General features: G+C 67.4%; 20 protein-coding genes. 9 read left to right on the forward strand and 11 right to left on the reverse strand.

The annotated features are described in order from the left end of the window. Positions 1 to 30: 30 nt before the first annotated feature. The 7 genes from V5F84_RS06900 to V5F84_RS06930 form a co-directional block, all read right to left on the reverse strand. Positions 31 to 810: an SDR family NAD(P)-dependent oxidoreductase gene (locus V5F84_RS06900; RefSeq protein WP_394042158.1), complete on the reverse strand. Its 780-nt coding sequence runs from the start codon at positions 808 to 810 to the stop codon at positions 31 to 33. Then, the gene (locus V5F84_RS06905; protein WP_394042157.1) at positions 807 to 1,604 is read right to left on the reverse strand and encodes a shikimate dehydrogenase family protein; all 798 of its coding nucleotides are present in this window, start codon (positions 1,602 to 1,604) and stop codon (positions 807 to 809) included. Before V5F84_RS06905 ends, V5F84_RS06900 begins: the two co-directional genes overlap by 4 nt. A 1-nt stretch (position 1,605) precedes the next feature. Then, positions 1,606 to 3,039, reverse strand: a complete 1,434-nt coding sequence (locus tag V5F84_RS06910; RefSeq protein ID WP_394042156.1) for an aldehyde dehydrogenase family protein — start codon at positions 3,037 to 3,039, stop codon at positions 1,606 to 1,608. An 18-nt stretch (positions 3,040 to 3,057) separates the two neighbouring features. Next, complete coding sequence (locus V5F84_RS06915; RefSeq protein ID WP_394042155.1) at positions 3,058 to 3,762, reverse strand: ABC transporter ATP-binding protein; 705 nt, start codon at positions 3,760 to 3,762, stop codon at positions 3,058 to 3,060. Then, entirely contained in the window at positions 3,746 to 5,581 is a 1,836-nt protein-coding gene (locus tag V5F84_RS06920; RefSeq protein WP_394042154.1) for a branched-chain amino acid ABC transporter ATP-binding protein/permease, read from the reverse strand. Before V5F84_RS06920 ends, V5F84_RS06915 begins: the two co-directional genes overlap by 17 nt. 4 nt (positions 5,582 to 5,585) lie before the next feature. Further along, entirely contained in the window at positions 5,586 to 6,458 is an 873-nt protein-coding gene (locus V5F84_RS06925; protein ID WP_394042153.1) for a branched-chain amino acid ABC transporter permease, read from the reverse strand. A 152-nt stretch (positions 6,459 to 6,610) separates the two neighbouring features. Further along, positions 6,611 to 7,843 (reverse strand): ABC transporter substrate-binding protein, encoded by a 1,233-nt coding sequence (locus V5F84_RS06930; protein ID WP_394042152.1) that lies wholly within the window; start codon positions 7,841 to 7,843, stop codon positions 6,611 to 6,613. A gap of 169 nt (positions 7,844 to 8,012) precedes the next feature. On the opposite strand from V5F84_RS06930, the gene V5F84_RS06935 reads away from it, so the two are divergent. From V5F84_RS06935 to V5F84_RS06950, 4 genes are all read left to right on the forward strand, one after another. Then, positions 8,013 to 9,017, forward strand: coding sequence for an NAD(P)H-quinone oxidoreductase (locus V5F84_RS06935; protein ID WP_394042151.1), 1,005 nt, complete (start codon positions 8,013 to 8,015; stop codon positions 9,015 to 9,017). 71 nt (positions 9,018 to 9,088) lie between these two features. Next, on the forward strand, positions 9,089 to 9,796 hold the full coding sequence (locus V5F84_RS06940) for a 3-oxoacyl-ACP reductase FabG (RefSeq protein ID WP_509277200.1): 708 nt from the start codon (positions 9,089 to 9,091) through the stop codon (positions 9,794 to 9,796). 94 nt (positions 9,797 to 9,890) lie between these two features. Further along, the gene (locus V5F84_RS06945; RefSeq protein ID WP_394042149.1) at positions 9,891 to 10,631 is read left to right on the forward strand and encodes an SDR family NAD(P)-dependent oxidoreductase; all 741 of its coding nucleotides are present in this window, start codon (positions 9,891 to 9,893) and stop codon (positions 10,629 to 10,631) included. Positions 10,632 to 10,823: 192 nt separating this feature from the next. After that, complete coding sequence (locus V5F84_RS06950) at positions 10,824 to 11,564, forward strand: FadR/GntR family transcriptional regulator (RefSeq protein ID WP_394042148.1); 741 nt, start codon at positions 10,824 to 10,826, stop codon at positions 11,562 to 11,564. A gap of 60 nt (positions 11,565 to 11,624) precedes the next feature. On the opposite strand, the gene V5F84_RS06955 is transcribed toward V5F84_RS06950, so the two are convergent. Both V5F84_RS06955 and V5F84_RS06960 read right to left on the reverse strand, forming a co-directional pair. Then, complete coding sequence (locus V5F84_RS06955; RefSeq protein ID WP_394042147.1) at positions 11,625 to 12,026, reverse strand: response regulator; 402 nt, start codon at positions 12,024 to 12,026, stop codon at positions 11,625 to 11,627. Positions 12,027 to 12,109: 83 nt separating this feature from the next. Beyond that, positions 12,110 to 12,826, reverse strand: coding sequence for a Crp/Fnr family transcriptional regulator (locus V5F84_RS06960; RefSeq protein ID WP_394042146.1), 717 nt, complete (start codon positions 12,824 to 12,826; stop codon positions 12,110 to 12,112). A gap of 167 nt (positions 12,827 to 12,993) precedes the next feature. Here V5F84_RS06960 and V5F84_RS06965 point away from each other — a divergent pair, with 167 nt between their 5' ends. From V5F84_RS06965 to V5F84_RS06980, 4 genes are all read left to right on the forward strand, one after another. Further along, complete coding sequence (locus V5F84_RS06965; protein WP_394042145.1) at positions 12,994 to 13,263, forward strand: CsbD family protein; 270 nt, start codon at positions 12,994 to 12,996, stop codon at positions 13,261 to 13,263. A 134-nt stretch (positions 13,264 to 13,397) separates the two neighbouring features. Further along, positions 13,398 to 13,598, forward strand: a complete 201-nt coding sequence (locus tag V5F84_RS06970; protein ID WP_394042144.1) for a hypothetical protein — start codon at positions 13,398 to 13,400, stop codon at positions 13,596 to 13,598. Positions 13,599 to 13,740: 142 nt separating this feature from the next. Beyond that, positions 13,741 to 13,962 (forward strand): hypothetical protein, encoded by a 222-nt coding sequence (locus V5F84_RS06975; RefSeq protein ID WP_394042143.1) that lies wholly within the window; start codon positions 13,741 to 13,743, stop codon positions 13,960 to 13,962. Positions 13,963 to 14,065: 103 nt separating this feature from the next. Continuing rightward, complete coding sequence (locus V5F84_RS06980) at positions 14,066 to 14,284, forward strand: hypothetical protein (RefSeq protein WP_394042142.1); 219 nt, start codon at positions 14,066 to 14,068, stop codon at positions 14,282 to 14,284. Positions 14,285 to 14,399: 115 nt separating this feature from the next. Here the strand turns inward: V5F84_RS06980 and V5F84_RS06985 are convergent, their stop codons facing one another. Then, complete coding sequence (locus V5F84_RS06985; RefSeq protein WP_394042141.1) at positions 14,400 to 14,630, reverse strand: GCG_CRPN prefix-to-repeats domain-containing protein; 231 nt, start codon at positions 14,628 to 14,630, stop codon at positions 14,400 to 14,402. Between the two features lie 605 nt (positions 14,631 to 15,235). Between V5F84_RS06985 and V5F84_RS06990 the strand changes: the two genes are divergently transcribed. Then, positions 15,236 to 15,958 (forward strand): GntR family transcriptional regulator, encoded by a 723-nt coding sequence (locus V5F84_RS06990; protein WP_394042140.1) that lies wholly within the window; start codon positions 15,236 to 15,238, stop codon positions 15,956 to 15,958. 278 nt (positions 15,959 to 16,236) lie between these two features. On the opposite strand, the gene V5F84_RS06995 is transcribed toward V5F84_RS06990, so the two are convergent. After that, the gene (locus V5F84_RS06995; RefSeq protein ID WP_509277173.1) at positions 16,237 to 17,364 is read right to left on the reverse strand and encodes an NAD(P)-binding domain-containing protein; all 1,128 of its coding nucleotides are present in this window, start codon (positions 17,362 to 17,364) and stop codon (positions 16,237 to 16,239) included. Between the last annotated feature and the right edge of the window lie 155 nt (positions 17,365 to 17,519).

Consider the following 17,519-nt stretch of genomic DNA (forward strand, 5'->3'; position numbering starts at 1 on the left):
CCGGTCGGGCCGTTCTCTGCGTCCAAATCTCTAGAGATATCCGTAGGCGGCCCAGCCGCCGTCGACGCCGAGCACCTGCCCGGTGATGGCGCCGGCGTGGTCGCTGGCAAGGAACACCGCCGCCTGCGCCACCTCGTCGGGCGTGATCAGCCGGCCGATGGGGGTGCGCTTTTCCAGGCGGTCGAGGTCGAGCCGGCCGCGCGCGGCGAGATCGTCCAGGAACGGCGTGCGCACATAGCCGGGGGCGATGGCGTTCACGCGCACGCCGCGCGCCGCCCATTCCACCGCCAGCGCCTTCGCCATCATGACGACGCCGGCCTTGGAGACGCAGTAGCCGATGCGTTCCGGCGCGGCGACGACGCCATACATGGACGCCATGAGCAGGATCGCGCCGCGCCCGCGTTCCAGCATCCGCCGGCCCGCTTCCTGCGCGGTGAGAAAGACGCCGGTGAGGTTGATGTCCATCACCCGCTGCCAGTCGGCATCCGTGACGTCGAGGGTCGGCTGGTTGGAGGAAATTCCGGCATTGGCGAGCACGATGTCGAGCCCGCCGAGTTCCTCCGCCGCGTCGCAGGCGCGCGCCACGTCGGCGCGGCTGGTCACGGAGCCCGACACGCAGAGGCTGTCGCCCAGCTCCGCCGCCACGGCCCCGGCCCGGGGGTCGGGATCGAGCAGCACCAGGCGGGCGCCCTCGGCCCGCAGCGCCCGGCTCACGGCAAGGCCGATGCCGGAGGCGCCGCCGGTGACGAGCGCGCAGCGCCCTTCCAGCAGGCCGGCGGCGCGCGGGGCGGATGCGGGCTGCGCGTTCACGACTGCATGCCGACGAAGCGGGACATCAGCTCGAGCTGGCAATCCAGCATCGGCTGGCCGGGCTGGATGCGGCAGCCGCGCGCCTGCGCCGCGGCCAGCAGCGCCGTGGTCACGGGCTGCATGATGATTTCGGCCACCGTCTGGTCGGGCGTCAGGCAGGCGACGTCGAGTGGCAGCGGGTCGCCCTCCTTCAGGCCGAGCGAGGTGGCGTTCACCACCAGGTCGTGGCCGGACGGGTCGGGCGTGCCGATGTCCACCTGAAGGTCCGGGAACGGACCGGCGAGCCGCCCCGCGAGGTCTTCCGCCTTGACGCGCGTGCGGTTGGCGATGGTGAGGCGCGAGATGCCCGCCTGGGCCAAAGCGAAGGCGATGGCGTTCGCCGCCCCGCCGGCGCCGGCCAGATAGGCGCTGCGGTCCTCCGGCTCAATGCCGTTCTGGCGCAGGCCGGCGACGAAGCCGTGCCCGTCCAGCATCTCGCCCACCAGCCGTCCGTCTGCCTCGCGGCGAATGGTGTTGACGGCGCCGATCAGGCGCGCGCTCTCGCTCACCTCGTCGCACAGATCGACCATGGCGGTCTTGTGCGGCACGGTGACGATGAGCCCGCCGAGATTGCGCAGCAGCCGCAAGCCGGCGACCACGGTGGCGAGGTCGTCGGAGCCGGCATGCAGGGGCACCAGCACCCCGTCATAGCCGACCCGCTGCATCAGGGCGTTGAGCGCCTGGGGGGTTTTCACCTGTTGGATGGGATCGGCCAGGATGCCGAAGAGGCGCGTGTGTCCGGTGATTTGAGTCATGTCATCCCGCCAGGGTGTAGGCGGTCTTCACCGCCGTGTAGAATTCGCGGGCATAGGCGCCCTGCTCGCGCGGACCGTAGGACGAGCCCTTCCGGCCGCCAAACGGGGCGTGATAATCCACGCCCGCGGTGGCGAGGTTCACCATCACCATTCCGGCCTGGGAGCGGCGGCGGAAATCGCTCGCATGCTTGAGCGAAGTGGTGCAGATGCCCGAGGAGAGGCCAAACTCGGTGTCGTTGGCCACCGCGATGGCTTCCTCATAATCGCGCACGCGGATCACGCTCGCGACCGGTCCGAAGATCTCCTCGCGGTTGATGCGCATGGCATTGTCGGTCTCGGTCATCAGCGCCGGGGCCATGTAATAGCCCGGCGTGCCGCGCTCCAGGCGCTCGCCGCCGATCACCTTGGCGCCCTCGGCCTTGCCGATGCCCACATAGTCCAGGTCCTGCTCGAGCTGGTCCTGGCTCACCACGGGGCCGATGTCGGTGCCGGCTTTCAGCGCGTCGTCCACCGTCAGGGCCGCGAGGCGCTCGGACAAGGCGGCGACGAAGCGGTCGTGGATCTCGCTCTCAACGATCAGGCGCGAGGAGGCGGTGCAGCGCTGGCCTGTGGAATAGAAGGCGCCGTTCACCGCGGCTTCCACGGCGGTCTTCAGGTCCGCGTCATCGAGCACGACGAGCGGGTTCTTGCCGCCCATTTCCAGCTGGAACTTGGCGCCGCGCGCCACCAGGTCGCCGGCGATGCGGCGGCCCACCGGCACCGAGCCGGTGAAGGAGATGGCGCGCACCTTGGGCGAATTCACCAGCGCGTTGCCCACCTGGGAGCCGGGGCCCATCACAAGATTGAACACGCCTTCCGGCAGGCCGGAGCGGGCGATGATTTCCGCCAGCGCCCAGGCCGAGCCGGGCACCAGCTCCGCCGGCTTGAACACCACGCAATTTCCGTAGGCGAGTGCGGGCGCGATCTTCCAGGCGGGAATGGCGATGGGGAAATTCCAGGGCGTGATCAGGCCGACCACGCCCTCCGGCTCGCGGGTGATCTCCACTTCCACGCCCGGCCGCACGGATGCGAGCTTGTCGCCGGTGAGGCGCAGCGCCTCGCCCGAAAAGAACTTGAACACGCGGCCCGCGCGCGTCGCTTCGCCGATGCCCTCGGCCAGGGTCTTGCCTTCCTCGCGGGACAGCAGCGTGCCGAGTTCCTCCTTGCGGGCGAGGATCTCGGTGCCGATGCGGTCGAGCGCATCGGCGCGCAGTTCCGGGCTCGCGGCGGCCCACGCCGGGAAGGCGGTAAAGGCCGCATCGATGGCCGCCTGCGCCTGCGCGGCGTCGGCGAGCGCGTATTCGCCGACGAGATCATCGAGGTTGGACGGGTTGATGTTGCGGTTGACCCGCGTGCCTTCGACCCAGTCGCCGGCAATGAAGTTCTTATGCAGCATGGCAAGGATTCCGAGGGTTCAAATACCGAGATAGACGGTCTTGATGTGCGGATCGGCGAGCAGGCCGGGGCCGGTGTTCTCGATGGCGATATGGCCGTTCTCGATCACATAGGCGCGGTCGGCGATCTTCAGCGCGTGGAAGGCCTTCTGTTCCACCAGCAGCACCGTCGTGCCCATCTTGCAGATGCGGTCCAGCACATCGAACATCTGCTGCACGATGATGGGGGCAAGGCCGAGCGAAGGTTCGTCCAGCATCAGCAGCTTCGGCGCCGCCATCAGGCCGCGGGCGATCGCCACCATCTGCTGCTCGCCGCCGGAGAGCGAGCCGGCCAGCTGGCTAAGGCGCTCGCGCACCCGGGGGAAGATGTCCAGCACCTCCTCGAACCGCTGGGCGGCGCCGGCGCGGGCCTTCGGGTGGTAGCAGCCCATCAGCACATTGTCCTTCACGGTCATGACCGGGAACAGCTGGCGCGCCTCGGGCACCATGACGAGGCCGCGTCCGACGATCTCCGCCGGGTCGAGCTTGTCGATGCGCTGGCCGTCGAAGGTGATCTCGCCCCGCCCCGGCTTCACGAGGCCCGAGATGGCGCGCAGCAGGGTGGTCTTGCCGGCGCCGTTGGCGCCGATGATGGTGACCACCTCCCCGCGCCCGACGCGGATCGAGACGTCCTCAAGGATGATTGTGCGGCCGTAGCCGGCCGAAATCTCAGAGACCTTGAGCATCGGCATAATCCTCCCCGAGATAGGCTTCGATCACGCGGCGGTCGCGCACCACGTCTTGCGGCGGGCCCTCCGCGATCAGCTTGCCGGAATCGATCACCGCGATCCGGTCCGACAGGCTCATGATGGCCTGCATGTTGTGTTCGATGGCGACCACGGTGACGCCGTGGTCGCGGATGGTGCGGATGAGCTGCACCATGCGCTGGGTATCGGCCTGGCTCTGGCCGGCCATCACTTCGTCCAGCAGCAGGATGTTGGGCTCGGTGGCGAGCGTGCGCGCCACTTCCAGGCGCTTGAGGCCGCCGATGGGCAAGGTGCCGGCCTCGACATCCTTCACGTCGTCGAGCCCCACCACCTTCGCCACCCGCAGGGCGGCGGCGCGCGCGTCCTCCACCTTGGGATGGCGCAGGAAGGCGCCGATCATGATGTTCTCCAGCACGGTGAGCTTGCCGAACGGCTGGACGATCTGGAACGTGCGGCCGATGCCCATGCGGGCGAAGCCGTCGGCGCTCTTGGGGGTCACGGCCACCCCGTCGGGCCCGATGATCGAGACGGTGCCGGAGTTCGGCCACAGGAAGCCGGAGAGCTGGTTGAAGAAGGTGGTCTTGCCGGCGCCGTTCGGCCCGATGATGCCGAGAATCTCGCCGCGCTTGAGGGTGAGCGAGATATTGTCGGTGGCGATCAGGCCGCCGAAGGTCTTCATCAGGTTTTTCGCGATCAGGATCGGCTCGCCGGGCGTGCCGGTGATGGCGGTGAGCGCGGGCGCCTCGCGCACCGGGATCGCGCGGCCGCCGCCGGGCAAAGCGTCGATCCAGCGGCCGACGCGCTTGCCGAACGTGCCCACCAGGCCGCCGGGCAAGGTGAGGGTGATGATCACCAGCACCGTGCCGTAGACGAAGCCGTGCAGGCCGTTCGCCGAGGCGCCGAGCCAGCCGCGCGCCAGTTCCGCCAGCGGCACCACCAGCACCGTGCCGAGCAGGGGACCCGCCACCGTGCCGAGCCCGCCGATGAGCGAGAACATGGCGATCTCGATGGAGGTGGCCAGCGAGAACATGGTCGCCGGTTCGAGGAACGTCATGTACATGGCGTGGAACGCGCCGACGAGCGCCGTCAGCGCCGCCGAGATGGCGATCGCCTGGAGCTTCACCGCGGTATTGTTGACGCCCGCCGCCAGGGCCGCCGGATCGCGCTCGCGCACCGCCGTCAGATAGAAGCCGAGGCGCGAATTGCGGATCAAATAGGACACCGCGATGCACAGCAGAAGCAGGCCGAAGGCGATGTAAAGATAATTGATCTTGTCGCGGAAGATCATCCATGTCCAGCCGAGCTTCAGCGGCACGATCAGGCCCGCCGAGCCGCCGGTGACCTCGTGGAAATGGATCGACAGCAGCCGCACCACTTCCAGGAACGCGATGGTGGCGAGCGAGAAGAACGGGCCGCGCAGGCGGAAGCAGGGATAGCCGATGGCCAGCCCGACGATCGCCGCCAGAGCCGCGCCCACCAGCATGCCGAGCCAGGGCGTGAGGCCGAAATGGGTGATCAGCAGCGCGGTCGTATAGCCGCCGATGCCGTAGAACACCATGTGGCCGAGCGAGAGCTGGCCGGCATAGCCGCCGACGATGTTCCAGGCGGTGGAGAGCGCGGCGAACACGCAGATGGTGACGAACACGTGCACCACGAACGGCGAGCCGGAGGCCAGCGGAATGATGAGGATGAGCGCCAGCGCGATCAGCGCGCAATAGACGCGCGGGTTGGTGAGGGCGGAGAGCAGGCCAGGGCCCTTCTGGTGGGCGGCCGGGGCGGAGGTGGCTTTCACGGTCATGGGATCACTCCGTCCCGCGGCCGAGGCCGAACAGGCCGGTCGGCTTGAAGATCAAGATCAGGATGAAGATCACGAAATAGACGACCTCCTTGAGGTCCGGCGCGATGTAATATCCCGAAAGACTATCCACGATGCCGATGATCATGGCGCCGAAGAAGGCGCCGTACATCGAGCGCATGCCGCCGAGCACCACCACCACGAAGGCGGTCAGCACGAAATAGGTGCCGATGGTGGGCGTCACGGGGTAGAGCGGCATCACCAGCGCGCTGGCAAGGCCCACGCAGGCGGCGCCGAGGCCGAAGGCGATGACATAGATGCGGTCGACCCGCACGCCCATCAGCAGGGCCGCATTGCGGTTCTGCGCCGTGGCGCGGATGGCGCGGCCGAGCGGCGTGGATTGCATGAACAGATGCAGGCCCGCAACCAGCGCCAGGGCGCACACGAACATCACGATCTGGCCGATCACGAGGGTGAAGCCGCCGACGTTGATGGAATGCTGCACCACCGAGGGGGGCACCGAATACAGGTCGGCGCCGAAGATCATCAGCGCGAGGTTCATCAGCGCGGTGGACAGTCCGACCGTGGCGAAGATCTGGATATGCTCTTCGGCGGACAGCAGCGGCTGGATGATGAAGCGCTGCACGAGGGCGCCGAAGGCGAACAGCAGCAGCACGATGGGAATGGCGGACACATAAGGATGCAGGCCGAATTTCGCGGCGAGCAGATAGGCGCCGTACATGCCGACCATCAGGAACTCGCCATGGGCGAAGTTCACCACCCGGACGATGCCGAAGATGAGGGTCAGGCCAACGCTGATGATCGCGTACATGCTGCCCAGCAGAATGCCGTTGATCAGGAGCTGAATAAAAACGTCCATCGCGCGGACTCCAGGCGGACGGGGCGGGCGGAAAGCGCCGTGGGCAACGGCACGGCGAGCGTCGGCTGCCCCTGAGGGGGATGGCCGACGGCGTCTTCTTGAAAAACGGCCGCCGCTTTGGGGCGGCGGCCGCAAGGTGCAAGCCGGGAGGCTCAGTTGGTGCCGACGCCGACCTTCATCTTGGCGACGGCGGCGTCTTCCGGGAACACGGTGACGAGTTCGCCACCCTGCCACTGCATCAGGAAGGGGAGGGCGCGGGTGTTCTGGCCCTGTTCGGAGAATTTGGCGCCCCAGCCGGTGGCGGTGCTGCCGACGGGCAGGTCCACCTTCAGCACCTGGGCGCGGATGTTGTCGGCGGTGAGATCCTTGGACGCGGCGATGGCGTCGAAGAACACCTTGGCGCCCATGTAATTGGCGAGGCTGTGGCCGGAGCGCGGGTCCGTGCCGTACTTGGCCTTGTACTTGGTCACGAACTGCTCGATGCCCGGGGCCGCCTTGGGATTGGTGCGATACTGGGTGAAATCCACGTCCAGCGCGCCTTCCATATTCTCCGGCCCGACCGCCGCCACCGTATCGCGCAGCGAATAGCCGCCGCCGGCGCCGATCACCGCCTTGGGCTTGAAGCCCTGGTCCTTCATCTGGCGGAAGAACAGCACGGTGTCGTTCTGGTAGGAGGTCTGGAGCACCACGTCCACGCCGGCGCTCTTCAGGCGCAGGATCACCGGGGTGAGGTCAACCGACTTGGCGGAATAGGGCAGGGTCTCGACGACGTTCAGCTTCTTCTCGGCGGCACGGGACTTCTGATAGCCCGACATGGTCTGGCCGTAGAGCGAATCCTCGTAGATGATGCCGATCTTCAGCTCTTCCGGCTTCTTGCCGAGGGCCGGCGCGATGGCATCGGGGATCGAATCGACCATGCGGACCGAGAAGTCCTTGGCGGTCGCATTGGTGCGGAACACGTTCTTGAAGCCGCGCTCGGTGATCGGGTCCGAGACCGCGCCGAGCTCGAAATACGGCACGCCCGCGAGCTCCGCCACCTGGGTCGCCGCGAGCGACAGGGACGAGGAATAGGTGCCGAAAATGGCGGAGACATTGTCCACCGAGGTCAAGCGCCGGGCTTCGCCCACGGCCTGGTTGGGGTCCACCGCGTCACCCTTGACGAGGGTGATGGTCTTGCCGTTGATTCCGCCGGCGGCATTGCGCTCCTCGACGGCGATTTCCAGGCCGCGGAAGCTTTCGTCGCCAAGCAGGGCGAGGCCGCCCGAGAACGGATAGAGGGCGCCGAACTTGATATTCTGCTGGGCGGCGGCGGGTGCGAGGCCGGCAAGCGGCGCCGCTGTCAGAACCATAGCGGCAGCCAGCGCTGCCCGCGCAATCTTCCTCATCATTTCCTCCTAAACGCGCCGTAGGCCGACGACATCAGCGGCCGCTCGGGAGCGACCTTCCCGCTAACTTTGCAGATAACCAAGTTGCCTGACAAGTGGGAAATGGCTAACTTCATGTCCGAGTTGTGGTGGCCGCCATTCGATAAGAGCCGCCCGGAGGAAGACGCCCATGCCAGATTTGCCCACCACCATGCGCCAGATCCGTTTCGAGGGGTCGGGCGGGCCGGACGTGATTCGCGTGGAGACCGCGCCGGTGCCGGCGCCGGGTCCCGGCCAGGTGCTTGTGGAAGTGGTTGCTGCGGGCGTGAACCGCCCGGATTGCCTCCAGCGCGCAGGCGGCTATCCGCCGCCCCCGGGCGCGACCGAGATCCCCGGCCTGGAGATCGGCGGGCGCGTTGTTGCGCTCGGCGAAGGTGTCACGTCGCCGAAGATCGGCGATGAGGTCTGCGCCCTGGTGATCAGCGGCGGCTATGCGGAATATTGCGTGGCGGAGGCGCCCCTGTGCCTGCCGGTGCCCAAGCCGCTTTCCCTGCTGGAAGCCGCCGGGCTGCCGGAAAACTATTACACGGTCTATGACAACATCTTCACCCGCGGCCGGCTGGCCAAAGGCGAGACGATCCTCGTCCATGGCGGGTCGAGCGGCATCGGCTCGACCGCGATCCAGCTCGCCAAGCATGCCGGCGCCACCGTGTTCGCCACCGCCGGCTCGCCGGAGAAGTGCGACTTCTGCCTCTCGCTGGGCGCGGATGCCGCCATCGACTATCGCTCCGCCGATTTCGTCGCCGAGGTGAAGCGCCTCACCGACGGCAAGGGCGTGGACGTGATCCTCGACATGGTCGGCGGCCCCTATATCGCCCGCAATCTCTCCGCGCTCGCGCTGGAGGGCCGGCTGGTGCAGATCGCGTTCCTGCAGCCGAGCCGGGTGGACATTGATCTGATGCCCGTCATGCTGCGGCGCCTCACCATCACCGGCTCCACCCTGCGTGCCCGCTCGGTGCCGCTGAAGGCGGCCATCGCCGATCATCTGCGGCGCGATGTGTGGCCGCTGCTGGAGAGCGGCGCGGTGCGGCCGGTCATTCATGCGACCTTCCCGCTGGAGCAGGCGCAGGCTGCCCATGCACTGATGGAATCGAGTGCCCATTCCGGCAAGATCATGCTGGAGACCGGCAAGTGAGCGGGCAGTCCGGCAGCCATCGCGGCCGCGTCGTTCTGGTCACGGGTTCCGGGCGCGGCATCGGCCGCGCCATGGCCGATGCCCATGCCGATGCCGGGGCGGCCGTCGCCTATCTGGACCATGATCCCGCGCTCGCCCAGGAAGCCGCCGACAGCGCCAAGGCGCGCGGCGTGACGGCGGTCGCGGTCGCCGCCGATGTGGCGGATTATGACGCGGTCGCCGCCGCCATCGGGACTGCGACGGCGGCACTCGGACCCATCGACGTGCTGGTGAACAATGCCGGCATCTCGCCCAAGAGCGGGGCCGACAAGCGCCGCGTGGACGCCTTCGCCATGGACCCCGCCGAATGGCGGCGCGTCATCGACGTGAACCTCACGGGTGCCTTCAATTGCACCCGCGTGGTGCTGCCGGGCATGCGGGACTTGGGACGCGGGCGCATCGTCAACGTCTCTTCGGTGGCGGGGCGCACCTATTGCGACATCGTGGCGGTGCATTACGCCGCCTCGAAGGCCGCGCTCATCGGCTTCACCAAGCATTTGGCGGGCGAACTCGGCCTGCTCGGCATCACCGTAAATGCGCTGGCGCCGGGCCGCATCGACACACCGCTGATGCGCGGCACCGCGCCCGAGGCCAATGAGGCCGCCCGCATGGCGACGCCGCTGCGTCGGCTCGGATCGCCGGAGGATGTGGCGGACACCTGCCTGTTCCTGACCTCCGAGCAGGCGAGCTTCGTCACCGGCCAGGTGGTGGACGTCGCCGGCGGCTGGCTGCTGACCTGAAGCGCCGCCCTCGCTCACGCCGGCCTGGCGTGAGCGCCACCCGCCCAGCTTCGCCCCAGGGCGGAAGCTGCCGTCAGATGACACGGATCGCCAGATGTTCGATTTTGCGGGCAAGACCCTGTTTCTCACCGGTGCCAATGGTGGAATCTCGCGCGCGATCGCGCAGACCTTCTTTGCGCTCGGGGCCAATTGCGTGCTGAGCGACCTCGATGCCGATGCAATGGAGGCCTTCGCCCGCACGCTCGACCCGAGCGGCAAGCGTGTCGTGGCCACCCGCCAGGATGCCGCCGATCCTCAGGATGCGGATCGCGCGCTGGCGCTGGTGAAGGAGCGGTTCGGCGCGCTCGATTTCCTCGTCACCTCCGCCGGGCTCTACCGGGCACGGCAGGTGGCGGAGATGGACGACGCCTATTGGCGCCAAGGCATCGCGGTCAATCTGGACGGTGTGTTCTACACCTGCCGCCGGGCGATTCCGCTGTTCTCGCACGGGGCGGCGATCGTGAACCTCGCATCCATGGCGGGCCACCGCGGCAGTTTCGCCCATGCGGATTATTCCGCCGCCAAGGGCGCGGTGCTCTCCTTCTCGCGTTCGCTCGCCATCGAGCTTGCCCCGCGCGTGCGGGTGAACGCGGTTTCGCCCGGCCTGATCGACACGCCCATGGTGCGCGGCCTGATGGATGCCAAGGGCGCGGCGCTGCTGGACCAGACGCCCATGAAGCGGCTCGGCACGGTGGAGGAAATCGCCAAGGTCGTGGCGTTCCTGTGCTCGGATTGGGCGAGCTTCGTCACCGGCGAGACGGTGCATGTGAATGGCGGTCTTTATATTGCGAGCTGAGGCGGAGAGCGCTCCGCCTCAAGGGACCGGGATGAGAGATCGGGCGCCGTCGCTCAGCGGCCGCCGCAACGTTAATCCCGCTCTATCCCTCGCTGGTGGGATGGACTTACGGTTGCAAGGGGATCGCGCAGGCGATCGCGTTGCGGCCCCACCCACGCCCGGGGGTGAAGGGCGCGATCTGGAGTGAAGAGGATGAGCCGGACCCACGACATTATCGGACGCGGTCCCTCCCTGGCGGATACCCTGGCGCAGCGTTTGCGCGAAGAAATCTCCTCGGGCCGCCTGCGCCCCGGCGAGCGGCTGCCGACCGAGCAGCAGCTTGCCGGCACCTATGGCGTCTCCCGCCCCATCGTGCGCGAGGCCGTGGGACGTTTGAAGCACGACGGCCTGGTGCTGACGCGGCAGGGAGCGGGCGCCTTCGTGGCCGAGCCGGGGGCGGTGTCCACGTTCCGCATCGATATTTCCGATTTCCACAATGAAGATGAGATCCGCCACATCGTGGAATTGCTGATGGCGGTGGAATCCACCGCCACCGCCCATGCCGCGGTGCGCCGCACCGCGCACGATCTGGAGCAGATCCAGGCCCAGCTCGACGCCATGCAGGCCGCCATCGACCGGGGCGATCCCGGCGTGGACGAGGATGTCGCCTTTCATCGCGCCATCGTCGAGGCGACCGGCAACCCGTTCTTCCGCGACCTCTCCGATTTCCTGGACCGCCGGGTGCGCACCTTCATCCGTGCGGCGCGCTCGAACACGGCCCGCATGCAGGGCCTGACCGAGGCGGTTCAGCGCGAGCACCAGGCGATTTTCGATGCGGTGGCCGCGGGCGATCCCGAAGGCGCCCAGGCCGCCGCCATCACCCATCTTGAGAATGCCGCCGCGCGGCTCACGCTCTATCTCGCGCCCAGGGGTGCAAAGCCCGCGTCGGAATAGGGTCATCGCGCTTGGGGGTTCGACGCGATTTCAGAAGAGCCGCGTCATGCGGGCTTGAGCCTAGCCGCGCCCCGCCAGGAGGGCCCGCAGATGGCGCGCGATGCTCGCATGATCGAACGCATCGCCCCACACCGGCACGTCGGCCAGCGACGGCGGCACCTTGGCGATTCCGAGCGTCGCCACGAACAGCAGCGGCACCTTCAGCGCCCGCAGCCGCATGGCGATCGGCTCCAGGCGCGGCTGGTGGAGGTGAATATCGATCACCGCGCAGTCGATCTGCGGATCGTCTCGGACGAGTTCCTGCGCCGCCGCGAAGGTGAGCGGCCCGACCACATGGAACGCATGACGCCTGAGGATTCCGGCGATATCGCTCGAGAGCACATATTCGTCGCCGATCAGCAGCACCCGATGCCGAAGCCCGTTCAAAACCCGCCCCATGTCCTGCGCGATCTGCGTTTCCATGCGCCGGTGTGACAGAGGCGGGGGGCGGTGCGAGATAACGCAGGTTAACTTGGCTGCAAAAGTACCGCCCGGAGGCACGCGCTTCAGCGCGGCTCTTTCGACAGGCTGAGATAGGTCGGGTCGAAATCGGCGAAGCTGGAAATCGCGTCCCAATCGGGAATCGTCAGGCGATCTTCCTCCCAGACGATGAGACCCCGTGCGCGCAATTCCTTCATGGTGCGGCTCATATGCACCTTGGAAATGCTGAGTGCATCGCCGAGGTCCACCTGGGTGATGGGCAGGTAATAGCTGTCGCCCGAGGCGAGGCCCACCGTGCGCTTGCGCACCAGGAGTTCGCAGAACAGATGCGCCGCCCGCTTCGCCGCGGAAGCATGGGAGATGGCGAGCCATTGCCGGTGGACCGCCGCGTCCACGAGCGTGCTCAGCCAGAACAGGCGGGTCACGTGCGGATGGTTGCAGGTGATTTCCTTGACCACGGCATGATCCACGCAGGCGAACGCGCAGTCTGTCAGGGCGCCGACGCTATGGTCCATCTTGCGCAGCACGAAGCCGTGCAGGTCCACGAAGTCGCCCGCGATATGCAAGGCCGTGATGCGGCGGTGCCCGTCCTCGGTGAGGTTGTAGCGCGCGCAATGCCCGTCCAGCAGCAGGGTGCTGACGCGCGGCCGATCGCCGTCGCGCACCGCGTCCGTGCCGGCGGGAACCGAGATGACGTGCGTGGTGAGACTTTCGAGGAGGTGGCGTTCCTCGCTGGAAATCTCATCGTAATGCTCAAGCTTGCGCACGAGTGGATTGGTCATCGGGTGCCCTTCGTCTTCGCGTTTTAGCGGCCGAAGGGAGGAGCCACAAGGCGAGCGTTCGGATCTGATCGCCGCAGCCGATGCCGCATGTTTGCGTCATTCTCGGCCGGGCGAGGAACTTGCCGCCCCAGCTTCCGTTTCTCTCCCGGATACGCAAGGAGCGAACCATGAACGAGACTACGCTAAAGGGCGCGGCGACCGAAGCGGGCGGGCGCATCAAGGAAGCCGCCGGCGCGATCGCCGGCAGCGGATCGATGAAGGCGGAGGGCGTCTATGACCAGGTGGCCGGCTCCGCCCAGCGCGCCCTGGGAGACACCGCCGATGCCGTGCGCGCGGGTGGCCGCAAGATCACCCGGCAGGTTGAGGACCAGCCTTTCCCCGCCTTGCTGATGGCCGGCGCCGTCGGCTTCGTGCTGGGATATCTGGCCGCACGCTGACCCCTCGCGCCCGGCCACGCCGGCCGGGCGCATTTCATTTCGTCGGCTTTTATTTGCCGCCAAGCTGGAACGGCCCGGACGAGCCTCGGTTGATCAAGCGGGGAGATTTCCCCTCAACCAAAAGGAAACGTCCCATGGGCAATCCCGACAATCGCAATCCCGAAGATCGCAATCAGACCGATCAGGAGCGCCAGCGCGCGCAGGATGAGCGCAACCGCCAGCAGGGCGGGCAGAAGCCCGGCTCGGGCCAGCAGAGCCAGACCGGCGGCGGCCAGGGCCAGCACGGATCGGACCCGCAGCGGCCCGACCAGAAGCGCAATCCGGACCAGCGCTGAATTTCGCGCTTCCGGCATTTGACGAAGCCCCGTCTCTCCTGCGAGAGGCGGGGTTTTTTCGTGGGCGGAACCGCAGCCGTAATGGCGCGTTTACTTATAGGCCGGCGCGTGGCGCGCGGCGATCGCAAAGGAAGGAACCACGATGGGCTCGTTTTCCCGGACCACGACCGCTCCCGCGTCCCTGCGTCTCGTCATCGGCACCGAGGATCGCGAGGTCGCCTCGCTCGACGAAGCCATCGGCTTTCTGCATGAACAGGACGCGGATGCCTTGGGCGAGTTCCTGCTTTCCGGCCTGGATGCCGACGCGCCCGAGGCCCTGGTGGCCTTCCGCAATCGCCTGGAAATGATGCGCGCCGCCCTGTGAGGCGTGACGCGCATCAGCTGCGCGCGGGTCGCGCGTCTGTTGTGCAACCAATGGGCATCCGCTGCGTTCCTCTGGCATGGCCAATTGGAATCGAAAGCTCGCCTTGCCCATCTCCGTCGCCGGCCACGAAGGCGCTGAGACGCTTGTGACTTTGCGCGATGCCGCGCTCTTCATGATCCGCCGGTTCGAGGGCGTCCGCTCGCAGGCGGTGCGGCGCACCGTGGAAAGCCTGGTGCGAGCGGCCGAGCAGGACAGCGCGGCGGCCTCCGAGGATGCATCCCGCCAGCTCGACCAGTTCCTGTCGTCCCATGGGAGGGATTGAACGCGCCGTTTCGCCCGGCGCCGGCTGGGATGTTTCGCTCCGCCGAAAAAAAGCAGACCCTCTTTCACCGGAGCGTTGAACGGCCGGACGCGATGCGCCGGCCGTCGCTTCGTCGTTACCAGTTGCAGACGCGGCGCGGTCCCCACGGGGTGGCGCGCCACCAGCACCGCCGCACGGCATTGGGGCGGCACCCGCCATAGGGGCCGCGATGCCAGCCGACGCCACAGCCCTGCGCGACAGTGATCACCGTATTCGGACCCGGCTGGCTCGGCTGCGCGGGAAACGCCTCGGCTTCGACGCTGGCGCAGCAGAGCGCCAGGGCGGCGGCGAAGAGAGCTTTACGCATCGCATTCAGTTCCCTGTTGATCGATGCGACGACAATGCATCCCCTTGGCGCGAGGTTCCAGAAACACGGGTTAAGTTACTGTTGCTTACCGGAAATAAGCACGCGAAGGCCGAGCATGGCGCAGCGGAATGTGGCGCCGCAGGCCGTGTGCCAGTGATTCGGGAGCAAAGCAAATGCCTCCATTCGCGCCGAGGGAGCGGGTGCATGGACGCGGGGGTGCGCGCAAGTAAAGCGAAGTTTGCCCTGCGTTAAACCGGACGTCGGCTCAGTGATACCGCCGCGCGCACTGGCCGTTACTTGGCGGGTCCGAGGTGGGCGATGGAGATTTTGGGCGCGGCGACGAGGGGCGTGGATCAGGCCAAGTGATTCCGCCGCAGAAGACGTCGCACGCGTGGCGGTCGCCCTCGGACCGGCCGTCCGTGAGCGAGGGCGAGACCGGTGCACCGCTCCAGATTCTCGGGTATAGGATGGGGTTCAGGCAGACAATCGGTTTGTATTCGCGGGTTCTGGACAGGTGCCGTCAGCGACGCCAATATTTGGTTTAACGGGCTGCGGTGCCGGGGTGGTCCGGCCGCATGGCATGAGACGAGAGAAAAGCGCGGCGGATGAGTGAAGCACGGGAATTCGACAAGGAGTTTCTGGTCGCGCGGCCGGCCGCCCTGCTGCGCCACAGCGTGACCGAGAGCATCCGCCAGGCCATCGCCGCGGGCCGGTTTCGTCCGGGGGAGCGCATGCCCGAGCGCGATCTCTGCGAGATGACGGGCGTCAGCCGCACGTTGGTGCGCGAGGCGTTGCGCCAGCTGGAATCCGAGGGCTTGATCGAGGTCGTCGCCCACAAGGGGCCGGTGGTCGCCCGGATCACCGCCGCCCAGGCGATCGGGGTCTATCAGGTGCGCGAGGTGCTGGAAGGTCTCGCCGCGCAGCTGTTCGCGGCGCACGCCACGGAAGAGCAGCACCGCGACCTGCACGCCGCCTTCGAGGAGGTGAAGACCGCCGAACTGGCGGCCAAGCGCGTGACCTTGAAGAACAGATTCTACGAGTGCCTCATCGCCGGCGCGGGCAATGACGCCCTGGGCAAGGCCCTGTTCATGCTGAATTCGCGCACCATGCTGCTGCGCGCCCAATCGCTCCAGGCGCCCAACCGCTGGAACCAGAGCCTCAGCGAACTCCAGGCGCTGCTGGATGCCCTCGACGAGCGCGACCCCGTGAAGGCACGCGCCATCGCCATGGACCATGTGCGCCGGGCGGCTTCCGCCGCCATGCACACCTTCTCCATGGACGGGCGCGAGGACAAGCGCCGTCGCCGCGCCCCCGCCGCTCACGCGTGACAACGCCGTTCAGAGCGGGGAGCGCCGCGCGCCGCGGGGGAATGGCTCACGCGCTTTGAAGCCTCGGCGCAGCAGGCGCGCCGGCGAGATAATAATTTTGTATGATTGTAATATGCGCGTTTTTCCCGCCGGGTTCGCCCCCGTGCGGGCGCGAGACGTTCGCGTCGCCTTGCGTGCCGGCCGATGCGGGTTCGGTCGGAGCGGATGGCCGGGACTGGTCCGGCCATCACCGCAAACGCCGCTGAAGCGAACCGCGCGGCCCCTTCGCCGCGCCTCGCCTAGGAGGCGCTGCGCACGGTCACTCCGGCCTCGTCTTCCACCAAGGTGACGATCTTGGTGAAGTCGGATTCAAAGCCAAGCTTTTGCGCGGCCTCTTCCCAGAGCTTGGCCACCACCTCGCAGGCTTCCAGGGAAAGGCCCATGGCCTTGGCCTCCTGCATGAACAATTGCACGTCCTTGTTCATGAGCCCGGTGGAGAAGCCGTAGTCGAAGGTCCCCGGCAGGATCGACTGGGGAAATTTCTGAAGCGTGGCAGTGTTGCGACCGCTGCCGGCATTGACGACATTGACCATCACCGAGGCGTCGATGCCCGCCTTCGCGCCCATCACCAGGGCTTCCGAGCTCAGCGCCATGGCGGCCGCCGACAGCAGGTTGTTCACCAGCTTCATGGTCTGGGCGAGACCTTGCTTGTCGCTGATATAGAAGGGTTTTCCAATCACCGTCAGTTCCGGCGTCAGCGCGTCGAAATCCGCCCTGGGGCCGGAGAACATGACCGCCAGGGTGCCGGCCTTGGCGCCCCCGACGCCGCCGCTGACCGGCGAATCCATCCAGCCGATGTTCTTGGCCTTCATCCGTTCGGCAAGGCGTGCGGCCATGTCCGGGCCGGTGGTGGACAGGTCCACGATGCGCTTCACGAGGGCGCCGGCGGCAAGGCCGTTCTCGCCCATGGCGACCGCCTCGACGACGGGCGGCGTCGGCAGGGAGAGGAAGACCGTCTCGGCCTTGGAGGCGACGTCCGCCGGCGACGTGGCGCGCACCGCGCCGCGATCGACGAAGGCCTGGACCGCGCTCTCGCGTGTGTCGAAGACGACGAGCGTGTAGCCGGCGTCGAGCAGACGCCCCGCCATCTGCATGCCCATGTTGCCGAGACCGATGAAGCCGAATGTCTTGCTCAAGGTTTCCTCCAACCCGATTGTTCTCTGCGCCGCCTTCTGGCGGTCGGTGTCGCACGGGGAAGAATGCTGCGCCGGGGCGGCGGACGGGCCGCGATGCGGGACCGTGTGACACCCGCACATTATCGACCTTATTTCGGTAATACAATCATATTGACATCCCGCGGGAGGCGTGATGAGTTTTCGTTCCTTTCCGCCAGGGGCGGGCCCATTTTTCACGCGGCTTTCGCCCATGCCGGGGATGCCTCACCCTCTTCAACAAAAGCCTTTGTCCGTAGCGATTGGGTGGCCCGGTCGCGGGTCCATGCTCAGGACCGCCGCCCGCCTTTTGCCCGTGCCGGGTCGCGCTGGAGCCGGTCGGCCGCCACGCGCGGTGGCCTTCGCGCCGG

Source organism: Roseixanthobacter liquoris, assembly GCF_043195135.2.
Taxonomy (GTDB): Bacteria; Pseudomonadota; Alphaproteobacteria; order Rhizobiales; family Xanthobacteraceae; genus NCEH01.